Annotated in this window: 7 protein-coding genes, 2 tRNA genes and 1 rRNA gene; 1 reads left to right on the top strand and 9 read right to left on the bottom strand. The window is 51.8% G+C overall.

The genetic code is table 11. From position 1 onward, the window contains the following. Window positions 1-108 precede the first annotated feature (108 nt). Window positions 109-188: transfer RNA gene (locus HMPREF9623_RS08545), tRNA-Leu, on the bottom strand. A 128-nt stretch (window positions 189-316) separates the two neighbouring features. Here HMPREF9623_RS08545 and HMPREF9623_RS08540 point away from each other — a divergent pair. Beyond that, on the top strand, window positions 317-1,273 hold the full coding sequence (locus HMPREF9623_RS08540; protein ID WP_009533496.1) for a LysR family transcriptional regulator: 957 nt from the start codon (window positions 317-319) through the stop codon (window positions 1,271-1,273). Between the two features lie 367 nt (window positions 1,274-1,640). Here HMPREF9623_RS08540 and HMPREF9623_RS08535 read toward each other — a convergent pair whose 3' ends face one another. From HMPREF9623_RS08535 to HMPREF9623_RS08500, 8 genes are all read right to left on the bottom strand, one after another. Further along, complete coding sequence (locus HMPREF9623_RS08535) at window positions 1,641-2,513, bottom strand: B12-binding domain-containing radical SAM protein (RefSeq protein ID WP_009533495.1); 873 nt, start codon at window positions 2,511-2,513, stop codon at window positions 1,641-1,643. 38 nt (window positions 2,514-2,551) lie between these two features. Next, on the bottom strand, window positions 2,552-3,529 hold the full coding sequence (locus HMPREF9623_RS08530; RefSeq protein WP_009533494.1) for an ABC transporter ATP-binding protein: 978 nt from the start codon (window positions 3,527-3,529) through the stop codon (window positions 2,552-2,554). Next, window positions 3,513-4,601, bottom strand: coding sequence for an ABC transporter ATP-binding protein (locus HMPREF9623_RS08525; RefSeq protein WP_009533493.1), 1,089 nt, complete (start codon window positions 4,599-4,601; stop codon window positions 3,513-3,515). The genes HMPREF9623_RS08530 and HMPREF9623_RS08525 overlap by 17 nt, the downstream gene beginning before the upstream one ends. Window positions 4,602-4,616: 15 nt before the next feature. Next, window positions 4,617-5,675 (bottom strand): ABC transporter permease, encoded by a 1,059-nt coding sequence (locus HMPREF9623_RS08520; RefSeq protein ID WP_009533492.1) that lies wholly within the window; start codon window positions 5,673-5,675, stop codon window positions 4,617-4,619. A gap of 1 nt (window position 5,676) precedes the next feature. Then, the gene (locus HMPREF9623_RS08515) at window positions 5,677-6,612 is read right to left on the bottom strand and encodes an ABC transporter permease (RefSeq protein WP_009533491.1); all 936 of its coding nucleotides are present in this window, start codon (window positions 6,610-6,612) and stop codon (window positions 5,677-5,679) included. 75 nt (window positions 6,613-6,687) lie between these two features. Further along, window positions 6,688-8,388 (bottom strand): peptide ABC transporter substrate-binding protein, encoded by a 1,701-nt coding sequence (locus HMPREF9623_RS08510; RefSeq protein ID WP_009533490.1) that lies wholly within the window; start codon window positions 8,386-8,388, stop codon window positions 6,688-6,690. A gap of 201 nt (window positions 8,389-8,589) precedes the next feature. Then, window positions 8,590-8,662, bottom strand: a tRNA-Gly gene (locus tag HMPREF9623_RS08505). Window positions 8,663-8,731: 69 nt separating this feature from the next. Then, window positions 8,732-11,624: ribosomal RNA gene (locus HMPREF9623_RS08500) — 23S ribosomal RNA — on the bottom strand. Between the last annotated feature and the right edge of the window lie 158 nt (window positions 11,625-11,782).

Here is an 11,782-nt window from a genome sequence, read left to right as displayed (position 1 = left end):
TCCCCCGCTTTTTCTCTATTGTACCATGCCCCCCGGCTCCTGTCCCACTATGACAAAAAGCGGCTCACACCGCTCTCGTGTGAACCGCTTTTGTGACAGGACTCCTGCTGCGCCCGACAGGACTTGAACCTGCACGGTCTCCCACTGGAACCTAAATCCAGCGCGTCTGCCAATTCCGCCACGGGCGCCGACTCTTGCTATTTTACGCAAGCCCTGCGGAACTGTCAATTGACCTTTGGGACAAGGCAGGTTTTATGTTATGATAGAAACAGCATAAGGGCGGCGCTGCCGCCGCAAAGACAGTTCGGAGGCTTGCTTGGATACTAAAAATTTGAAATACTTTGTCGGTGTCGCGCGTTACGGTTCCATCAATCAGGCTGCGAAAGCCATGTATATCTCCCAGCCCCAGCTCTCGCATATCATTAAGAGCATCGAAGAGGAAGTCGGCTTTGACCTCTTTCAGCGCACCAACCAGGGCGTGCGGCTCACCAGAAACGGCGAGAGTTTTCTCTCACATTGTCAGGTGATTCTCGACGAGATGGACAGCCTCGACCGCTTCATCAACCAGACGCACCAGCAGGGCAGTCGTCTCGTGGTCTCGATGACCCGCTTCTCCCACACGGCGGTCTGCTTCAATGAGGTTGTCTGCCGCCACCAGGACCAAGAGAGCCTGTTTCTTCGCCTCCGGGAGACTGATGCGATGGATGTCGTGGATGATGTGGCCAGCGGCTATTCGGAAATCGGGGTCTTACACTTCTCCGTCTCCGAGAGCGAGAGCATGCTCCGGAACTTTGAAAACAAGCGGCTTCGCTTTCAGAGCATTGCCCGCTTTAAGCCCTATGTATTTCTCTCGATGAATCACGAGCTGCTCCGCGGCAAGGAGGTCCGGGAACTGGATATTCGCGACCTCTTAAACTACGGCTTTGTGCGCTACATCGGGCAGTACGAGAACTTTTTTTACCACATTGCGACCGAGAACGGCATTGTGGATCTCAATGACTCCGCAAAAATCGCCTATGTCAACGATCGCATGGAGCAGATTAGGCTCCTTGCGCGCTCCAATTTTTACACGATAGGCATTCCGAAATATCCCGACGAGGGCATGCACTACAATGTCGTGAATATTCCGCTCCGTGCGACCAACGAGCATCTGCGCTTTGGCATTCTCACGAAAGAGAGTAAGCGCCCGACCGACATCGAGGACGAGTTTATCGCAGAGCTCAAGTCGCGCTACGGTGCGCTCTCGGATGAGGCCGAGGCAGCTGCACAGTGAGGCGTCCTGTGCGGTTCTCCGTACCGTTCGCTTTTTGCCGCTGTCGCATCCTTTCGCTACTTTGATACATGAAAAGAGAGAAACCGCTTTCTGCTGCGGTTTCTCTCTTTTTTGCTTCCGTAATCTAATTCGGCTTTAAGCGTTCCGTCTCGCCCCGCTGTATCTCCCTGACCATCGGCGACTCGGGTGAGAAATGCAGGGGTAGAATCGAAGCGTGCGCCTCCATACCCGCGCTGACATCGACTGCTGCCGTGAATATCCGTACGCAAACAAAGCAGGCAAATTTTATAGCGTTTTCCTGAAACTGTACCCTTTCAAAGAAGCTATGGCAAAGAAAAAAGCAAGTTTCCGTACGCCTGACACTTGCTCAGAGCCTTCTGCGCCAGCTCTCCATGCGGTAGCGGCTGTGCTCGCGCGCCTCTCGCACTTCGCGGAGGAGGCGCGGCAGATCCTGATTAAAGGTACCCGCGAGCGCCAGATAGTTCGAGGCGTGGTTCGTGCGGAACACGGTTCCCGGCGAGTCGATATGCGTTAAGAAGAGCTCCGTCTCATCCATGATCTGATCCGGCTTTAAGAGCTCCATCTCGCCCCGCTGTATCTCCTTCGCCATCGGCGACTCCGGCGAGAGGTGCAGGGTCAGAATCGAAGCGTACTCCGGGTTCATTGCGTTGATGAGCTCCGCAGACTTCACGGCGTGCGCCTCCATGCCCGCGCTGCCGCCGAGGCCGGAAATTAAGGTCACCGAGGTCTGAATGCCGCAGCGCTTTAACTTCTGCCCTGCCGCGATAATCTCCTCCGCCGTCTCGCCTTTTTGAATGTGCACGAGTACTTCATCGTCCCCCGACTCCGCGCCGAGGTAAATCATCGCGAGTCCGGCTTTCCGAAGCGCTACCAGCTCTTCCTCCGACTTTCGCAGCACATCCTTCGCCGTGCCGTAGGAGGTAATGCGCTCGGCATAGGGGAAGTTTTTCTTCACATAGTGTAAGAGTTCCAAGAGGAGCTCGGTTTTCACGACCAGCGCATCGCCGTCCGCGAAGAAAACGCGCTGCACATAGGGACCGTAGGTATCCCGGCACTCGTCGAGGTCGGCAAGAATCTCCTCCCGCTTTCGCACGCGGAACTGCTTGTCCGTGTACATGTGGCAGAAAGTGCACTTGTTGTGCGAACATCCTATGGTTACCTGAATAATTAAACTGCGCGCCTCGCTCGGCGGGCGGTAGACATCACCTTCGTATTGCATCTGCTTCCCTTACTCCTTCATCTCCTGACACATTTGTCTCAGTATAGCTGATTTGTGCCAAAAAGGCGAGTGTGGGAAGCAGCACCGACCCATTTTTCAAACTCCTGATCCGTGCACCGCACATAGTGTGTGCCCTCGACAAGATGGTTCGTCCCCTTGTTGTAGTCGATGCCGGAAGTCTTATAGTCGTAAATTTCAGCAATCCTCTGTTTTTCCACAATCGGATTCGGCACAGGAATGGCAGACAGAAGACTTCTCGTGTATGGATGAATCGGGCGTGAGAAGATTTCATCCTTGGATCCGGTCTCCAACAAATGCCCGAGATGCAGGACACCGATTCGATCGGAGATATATTTGACCATCGCGAGATCGTGCGCGATGAAGAGATACGCCGTCCCCGTCTCCTCTTGAATATCCTTCATGAGATTTACAACCTGCGCCTGAATTGAGACATCCAGCGCAGAAATGCACTCGTCCGCAATAATGAGTTTCGGATTCATCATGAGCGCCCGCGCAATGCCGACGCGCTGCCTCTGTCCGCCGGAAAACTGATGCGGATAGCGCGAGTGGTGCTCCGGATCCAGACCGACTTTCCGGAGCATGGCCTTAATGCGCGCCTCTCTTTCCCCGGCATTTTGACAGCTGTGGTGGATGTCGAGCCCTTCGCCTATAATATCCCCTATCGTCTTTCTCGGATTCAACGACGCCATCGGATCCTGAAAGATCATCTGCATCTGCCTGCGGAGGTTTTTCTCGGTCTGACGACTCATCTTCCCGGAGATATCCATGCCGTTGAATTGAACCGTTCCGGCCGTCGGGTTATAGAGGCGAATGACTGCTCTGCCGATTGTCGACTTTCCCGAACCGGATTCGCCGACCAGACTGTAAGTCTCGCCGGGCCAAATCTTAAAGCTGACATCATCCACCGCTCTGACCGCATATGTTCTGCTGACCTGAAAATACTGCTTGAGTCCGTTCACTTCGAGAAGAGGCTCTGCATTATAATTCGCCGCCATACTGTTCCGCCTCCTTCTTCATCCGCTCAATTTTTCGTTTTAGCTCTGTCGGCATCTCCACCCGCGGTGCCCTCGGATCGAGAAGCCAGGTCGCCGCACAATGGCTGTCGGTAATTTGAAACATGGGCGGATCGAGTTTATCATCAATCGCGAGCGCGTACACATTTCTCGGTGCAAACGCATCTCCCGCCTTCTCATGCAGCAGATTTGGCGGAGAGCCGGGAATCGTACACAATCTGTCATCATCTGTGTCGAGATCCGGCATCGCGGAGAGCAGCCCCCATGTGTAAGGATGTCTCGGATCGTAGAAAATTTCGTTGCTCTTGCCCTTCTCGACAATTTTCCCGGCGTACATGACATTCACATAGTCCGCAACTTTTGCGACAACGCCCAAGTCGTGGGTGATGTAAACAACAGAGAGTCCTCTCTCTTTTTGAACTCTGCGGATCAGCTCTATAATCTTCGCCTGAATCGTGACGTCAAGTGCCGTCGTGGGCTCATCGCAAATCAGAAGATCGGGGTTACAGGCGAGCGCAATCGCAATGACAACCCGCTGCCTCATGCCGCCGGAGAGCTGATGCGGATATGCCTTCATGCACTTCTCGGCATTCTCAATTCCAACCTCATCCAACAGTTGAACAGCCTTCCGGTAGGCCTCCTTCTTCGGCGTATGATAGTGCCAGATCATTCCCTCCATAATCTGTCTGCCGATTTGCATTGTGGGGTCCAGCGATGTCATCGGATCCTGGAAAATCATTGCAATCCGCTTGCCATTGATATGCCGTCGAATCCATTTCTTGTCTTTCGTGAGAATATCCACTTTCTCTGCCGTGCCGTCGTCGTGACAATAGCGGAACTCTATGTTTCCGTGATTGATCACTGCATTTTTCGCGAGTATGCCCATTGCCGCGCGCATTGTAACAGACTTTCCGGATCCCGACTCGCCGACAATGGCGACCGTCTCCCCTCTGTAGAGATCAATGTTGACATCGCGGATTGCATGCACGGCACCCGCCGTCGTCTGAAATGTTATGTCGAGATCGCGGATATCAAGTATTTTTTCTTCGCTCATGGACTTACCTCCCTCTTACATCTCCTTCAACTTCGGATCCAGCGCCTCGCGCAACCCATCGCCGACCAGATTGAAACTCAGCATCAAAAGCGCCATGACGGTGATCGGCGGAAGAATCTGGAACGAGTGCGTCGTGAAAGAGTTGAAGCCATCACTGATCAGAGAGCCCAACGAACACTCCGGAACCGGAATTCCCAGTCCCACAAAAGAAAGAAAAGCCTCTGTGAAGATGGCCGTGGGAATGGAAAACATGACCTGTGTGATAATCGGACCAATGATATTGGGCAGAATTTCCTTGAAAATGATGAAGAAAGGACCTGCCCCGAGTGTCCGGGAGGCAAGTACAAATTCCTGTTCCTTTAATTTCAGCATCTCTGCCCGCGCAATACGACTCATACCGATCCACTCTGTCAGCATCAGCGCAAAGATAATGGTCAACATCCCCGGCTTCAATATCAACAGAAGAAGCGTTACGATCACAAGCCGCGGAATTCCGTTTGAGATTTCCAGAATGCGCTGCATGATGATATCGACTTTGCCCCCAAAATATCCGGAGATCAAACCGTAACTCATGCCGATGAGCATATCAATCACTGCTGCCGCAATCGCAATCATCAGAGACACGCGTGCGCCGGACCAGGTTCTGGTCCAGAGGTCCCGCCCGAAATTATCCGACCCGAACCAGTAATAGACGTTATCAAGTTTTTTCTCCCGATAACTGTTTACTTTCTTAGATCCGCTCGTCGTCAAAATGGTCTCACTGCCATCCAGAATTCCAAACTGCTCGAGTCCGGGAACACGGGGTGCAAAGTTTTTCTGCGCAATGTTCTGCGCACTGTAAGAGTACGCATTCATTTTCGGGCCGACGGCCGCCAGCACCACGATCAGAGCAATCAGAATCAGCCCAACCATTGCGCTTTTCTTCCGGACAAAGCGGATGAACGCCTCTTTCCAAAAACTCTGCGCGGCAAAATTTGTGTCGATGGCAAGCTCTTTCGTATTGTTTTTTAAGCAAAAGTCTTTTGCTGTGGGAACATATGCCGCAGCATCCGTTTTCACTGCTGTTTCGCTCATCTCAGCCTCCCTCCTTTGCCAACCTGATTCTCGGATCAATGATGCCGTAGAGAATATCGACAGCAAGCATAATTGCGATATACATCGCCGAGTAGATGAAGCTCAGAGAAATCACGACATTGTAGTCATTGCTCTGGATTGCGTTGACAAGCAGTGAACCGACGCCGGGAATCGCAAAAATTTTCTCGACGACGAGAGAACCGGTCATCAAATCGACAATCAGAGGCGCCAGAACCGTAATGATCGGAATCAGGGCGTTGCGAAGTGCGTGCCGGAACAGCAGTGCTCTTCCGGACAGCCCTTTCGATTCCGCGAGAAGCATATACTCGCTGTCAAGAACTTCTACCATTTCCGATCGTGTAAATCGCGCGATCGAAGCCAATGTAAACATCGAGAGTGCGATACTCGGCAATACGCTTGCATTCAGTGCTTCCTTCGTGCTGTACAGCATCGGAAACCAGTGAAGCTTAAACCCGAACTGAAAACTAAGTGCCAGTGCAAACACATAAGAGGGAACTGAGACGCCAATGACCGAAATAACCGTCGCGAGAGAATCCCAGATAGTATCTCGGTTCAACGCTGCAACCAATCCGAGCAGCAAACCAACCAGCGCCCCGATTGCGACTGCCATGCCGCCGATTCCAATCGAAATGGGAAGACGCTGTGCAATCAACTGTGCGATCGGCGTGTTTTTGGAGATGTTATAACTGACGCCAAAGTCCCCGCGGAGCATATTTAATACGTACCTGAAAAATTGAAGGACCACGGGCTGATCCAAGCCATACTTCGCATATAACAGAGCTCTCTGTTCAGCATTCAGCTTTTCATCGTTGAAGGGTGAACCTGGCATGAGCTGCATCAAAATGAACAGAACCAGCAGAATGACCAACAGCGTGAAAACAGCAGTCAGAACTCGTTTGAGAACATATTTTTTCAATGTAATTGCCTGCTTTCAGAAATTGAAAAAGAAGCCGCGCCACATACATGACGCGGCCTCTTCGCACTGTGAGGATTAATTAGATTTTACAGTGTCTTTGTAAACACGGTTCAGAGCGACCGGATGATAGTCGATACCTGTTACTTTGGAAGAAATCATCTGTGCATTGGACTGTGTGTACAGCGGAAAAATAACCGCATTGTCCATGACAATCTTCTCCCCATCAAGCAGTTTTGCCCAGCGACCTGCTGCGTCCATTGCCAGATCGCCTGTTGTGCATGCCGCCAGTATCGCATCATAGTCCGCATTGCTCCACTCGCCGTAGTTATTGGAATTACCCGTGCCCCACATGCCAAGGTAGGTCATCGGATCCGCATAGTCAGGCCCCCACCTTGTGAGTGCAACTTCAAAGTTGCCATCCTGCATATCTTGAACTCTCTGCTTCTTTGGTTCCACAACAAGGTTGACTGTGAGTCCCGGAAGGGTGGTCTCCCACTGTTCCTTCAAAACCTGTGCGACTTTCTGCGGCGCATCGTCAGCGTCCACTATCATATTGAGGCTGATGCTGCTGACGCCGAGCTCTCCAAGCCCCTTCTTCCAATAGTCCGCAGCTGCAGTTGCGTCAAACTTGCAGACATTCTCAAACTTCTTCTGGTCCCCGGCAAAGTCAGAGCCATCCGGTCCTGTCGCGAAGTCGATTGGAACCGCTGTATAAGTTGGAATCGAACCGTCTTTCAAAACACCGGTCGTAATACTCTCGCGATTGATTGCCATGGTCATTGCAAGACGAACATTCAGATTGCTGAGCTCCTTGACCTTGCTGATATTCGGCACCACATACCAGAGATAGCCTGCCGCAATCGCATGGAACGTTGGGTCGTCCTTCACCTGATCAACCTGCTCGCCGTTCACAAGCGTAGTGTCAACAGCGCCTGTCTGATAACTCATCAGCGCCTGCTGAGAATCCTGAATCACCTGGTAATTGATGCCAGTGAGTTTAACCCGTTTAGCATCATAGTAATCCGGATTCTTTTTGAGATGCAAGGTTGTCGCAGCAGGTTCATAGCTGTCAAGAATAAACGCTCCGTTCGACAGGGTTGTCTCCGGACTTGTAGCAAAGGTATCGCCGCAGGACTCGAAAAACTTCTGGTTGACCGGATAAAATGTTGGGAAATACATAAGTCCCAGGAAATAGGGAACTTGAACATTCAGTTCTACCTTGAGAGTTTTGTCATCTACTGCTGTCACGCCGAGTTCGCTCTTGTCTTTTTTCCCGGCAATGATCTCGGCTGCATTTTTAATCTGACCGACATCACTGAGCATATATGCATACTCTGATGCAACCTTTGGATCAACAGCTCTCTGCCACGCAAAGACAAAATCCTGCGCCGTAACCGGATCTCCATTGCTCCACTTTGCGTCATCCCTGATTTTGAACGTATAGCTCAGACCATCTTCAGAAATCTGTGTGTCGGCTGCGAGCGCCGGAACTGCCTCTCCATCTTTATCCATCTGGTAGAGACCATCGGTATAATCCGCGATCACCTCAAAAGACGTTCCATCGACTGCCTGCTGTGGATCCAGCGCCTCCACAGGCGTCTCCAACATGACATTCAGGTCGGACGTCCCGGAAGCTGAGCCCCCGTTTGCTGCTGTTGTTGTCGCCCCTGCGGACGCAGCTCCGTCCTTGGAGGAAGCACCACAGGCAGCCAGCCCAACTGTCATAGCAGAGACCAGCAGCAACGAAACAGCTTGTTTCCATCGTTTCTTCATCATACATTCCCTCCTTCTGTTCTGCCTGAGATGTCCGCACAAAATATATATTCTATGCTCTGTCACTTCACCGCTTTATCTCGGTAAACATCTCTTGCCAGATAACTTATCACTTTTCTTTATGCTAGTCAACGTATTTTTATGCAATTCATTTCAATGCAAAAAAAAGAGCGCTCTGCTTTCGCAGAACACTCTTCTCTTGAGAGCGATAGACGGGACTCGAACCCGCGGTCTCGACCTTGGCAAGGTCGCGCGTTACCAACTACGCCACTATCGCATGTTCACACCCTGAAAACCACACACAGAATGATCTCTTCAATCATCTATTCATCTCTTCCCAAACCCTTTGGTTAAACCCTCGACCGATTAGTAAGAGTCAGCTGAACGTGTCACCACGCTTACACCTCTCTCCTATCTACCTTGTCGTCTTCAAGGGGTCTTACCGCTTTCGCATGAGATATCCCATCTTGAGGGGGGCTTCACGCTTAGATGCCTTCAGCGTTTATCCCGTCCCGACTTGGCTACCCGGCCATGGGGTTGCTCCCCAACCGGTGCACCAGTGGTCAGTCCATCCCGGTCCTCTCGTACTAAGGACAGCTCCTCTCAGATATCTTACGCCCGCGCCGGATAGGGACCGAACTGTCTCACGACGTTCTGAACCCAGCTCGCGTACCGCTTTAATGGGCGAACAGCCCAACCCTTGGGACCGACTTCAGCCCCAGGATGCGATGAGCCGACATCGAGGTGCCAAACCACTCCGTCGATGTGAACTCTTGGGAGTGATAAGCCTGTTATCCCCAGGGTAGCTTTTATCCGTTGAGCGATGGCAATCCCACTTTATACCACCGGATCACTAAGTCCTACTTTCGTACCTGCTCCACCCGTCGGTGTCGCAGTCAAGCTCCCTTCTGCCTTTGCGCTCTTCGAATGGTTTCCAACCATTCTGAGGGAACCTTTGAGCGCCTCCGATACGCTTTCGGAGGCGACCGCCCCAGTCAAACTCCCCACCTGACATTGTCCCCCATCCGGTTTACGGATGTAGGTTAGAAATCCAGTGCCACAGGGGTGGTATCCCAACAGCGGCTCCGGAAAGACTGGCGTCCTTCCTTCTTAGCCTCCCACCTATCCTGTACGAGTAACACCGAATCCCGGTATCAAGCTGGAGTAAAGCTCCATGGGGTCTTTCCGTCCTGGCGCAGGTCACCAGCATCTTCACTGGTACTTCAATTTCACCGGGTGCATTGTTGAGACAGCGCTCAAATCATTACGCCTTTCGTGCGGGTCGGAACTTACCCGACAAGGAATTTCGCTACCTTAGGACCGTTATAGTTACGGCCGCCGTTTACTGGGGCTTAAATTCAAAGCTTCGCTTTCGCTAACCTCTCCTCTTAACCTTCCAGCACCGGGCAGGCGTCAGCCCATATACCTCACCTTACGGTTTCGCATAGACCTGTGTTTTTGCTAAACAGTTGCTTGAGCCTTTTCTCTGCGGCTGCATCTCTGCAGCACCCCTTCTCCCGAAGTTACGGGGTCATTTTGCCGAGTTCCTTAACAATGCTTCTCCCGCCGGCCTTAGGATTCTCTCCTCATCCACCTGTGTCGGTTTGCGGTACGGGCTGACATGATACAATAGCGGCTTTTCTCGACAGTCCCTCCACCGGCTTCGCTACTTATATTTCGCTCCCTGTCACGCTTTCGGATTGTGCGGCGGATTTGCCTACCACACTCCTAGCTTCGCTTCGCCCGGTCTTTGCTCTCCCGGGTCCGGTTTTGTTCCTGTGTCCCCACAGTTCTGATCATGTCAGGTGCAGGAATATGAACCTGCTGTCCATCGACTACGGATCTCTCCCTCGCCTTAGGTCCCGACTTACCCAGGGCAGATCAGCTTTACCCTGGAATCCTTGGATATTCGGCCATGATGATTCTCACATCATTCTCGCTACTCATTCCGGCATTCTCTCTTCTCAGAACTCCACGCTTCCTTGCGGTAGCGCTTCGGCACTCTGAGATTGCTCCTCTACCAATGTATTACTACATTCCTAAGCTTCGGTATCGTGTTTTAGCCCCGGAAATTTTCGGCGCAGGACCTCTCGACTAGTGAGCTATTACGCACTCTTTGAATGTGTGGCTGCTTCTAAGCCAACATCCTAGCTGTCTTCGAAATCCCACATCCTTTTCCACTTAACACGTATTTTGGGACCTTAGCTGTAGGTCTGGGCTCTTTCCCTTTTGACTGCCCAACTTATCTCGTGCAGTCTGACTCCCGACCATCATCAGGACGGCATTCGCAGTTTGATATCCCTTGGCAGGCTTTGACGCCCCCTCAGGAATTCAGTGCTCTACCTCCGTCTGACTAAGTCGAGGCTAGCCCTAAAGCTATTTCGAGGAGAACCAGCTATCTCCGGGTTCGATTGGAATTTCTCCCCTATCCACACCTCATCACCACCCTTTTCAACGGATGTGTGTTCGGTCCTCCATCCCCTTTTACGGGGACTTCAACCTGGACATGGATAGATCACCCGGTTTCGGGTCTGCCGATGCTGACTGTAAGCCCTATTAAGACTCGGTTTCCCTTCGGCTCCGGACCTGTAGTCCTTAACCTTGCCAGCACCGGCAACTCGCCGGACCGTTCTACAAAAAGTACGCGGTTGTGCGTTCATGTATCGCACTTCCACTGCATGTAAACATAGGGTTTCAGGTTCTTTTTCACTCCCCTCCCGGGGTCCTTTTCACCTTTCCTTCACAGTACTATGCACTATCGGTCACTAAGTAGTATTTAGCCTTAGGGGGTGGTCCCCCCGCCTTCCCACAAGGTTTCACGTGTCTCGTGGTACTCTGGATCCTGCTGGGTCTTAACTCGTTTTCCCGTACGGGGCTTTCACCCTCTCTGGCAGACTGTTCCAAAGTCTTTCCGGTAACGATTCAATTCCCGTGTGCAGTCCGAACCCCGCAGTGCACGCACTGCGGTTTGGGCTCTTCCGCGTTCGCTCGCCGCTACTTACGGAATCACTGTTGTTTTCTCTTCCTCCGCCTACTTAGATGTTTCAGTTCAGCGGGTTCCCGGCTGTACGCTATGGATTCACGCACAGTCACTGCAGCTCTTCTGCAGTAGGTTTCCCCATTCGGAAATCTGCGGATCAATAGATATTTGCTCTTCCCCGCAGCTTATCGCAGCTTATCACGTCCTTCATCGGCTCTTAGTGCCAAGGCATCCGCCCTACGCTCTTTTTTGTTTAACCTCTTACATGTTCTCTAGCGCAAGAACATGCGGGTTGGTCGCTCTGCTTTCACAGAGCATACGTTTATATCTTGGATACGACTTTCATCGTATCACCTCGGATGTCTAGATATTCTAAAATTGAATATTCATTCTGTATGCGATTTTCAAGGTGCAAAA

Source organism: Stomatobaculum longum, from assembly GCA_000242235.1.
Lineage (GTDB): Bacteria > Bacillota > Clostridia > Lachnospirales > Lachnospiraceae > Moryella > Moryella longum.
This window is presented reverse-complemented; position numbering and strand designations above follow the sequence as displayed.

Coding starts and splice junctions, on each gene's coding strand:
- HMPREF9623_RS08510 (WP_009533490.1), bottom strand. CDS start 8,388: ATGATGAAGAAACGATGGAAACAAGCTGTTTCGTTGCTGCTGGTCTCT.
- HMPREF9623_RS08535 (WP_009533495.1), bottom strand. CDS start 2,513: ATGCAATACGAAGGTGATGTCTACCGCCCGCCGAGCGAGGCGCGCAGT.
- HMPREF9623_RS08530 (WP_009533494.1), bottom strand. CDS start 3,529: ATGGCGGCGAATTATAATGCAGAGCCTCTTCTCGAAGTGAACGGACTC.
- HMPREF9623_RS08525 (WP_009533493.1), bottom strand. CDS start 4,601: ATGAGCGAAGAAAAAATACTTGATATCCGCGATCTCGACATAACATTT.
- HMPREF9623_RS08520 (WP_009533492.1), bottom strand. CDS start 5,675: ATGAGCGAAACAGCAGTGAAAACGGATGCTGCGGCATATGTTCCCACA.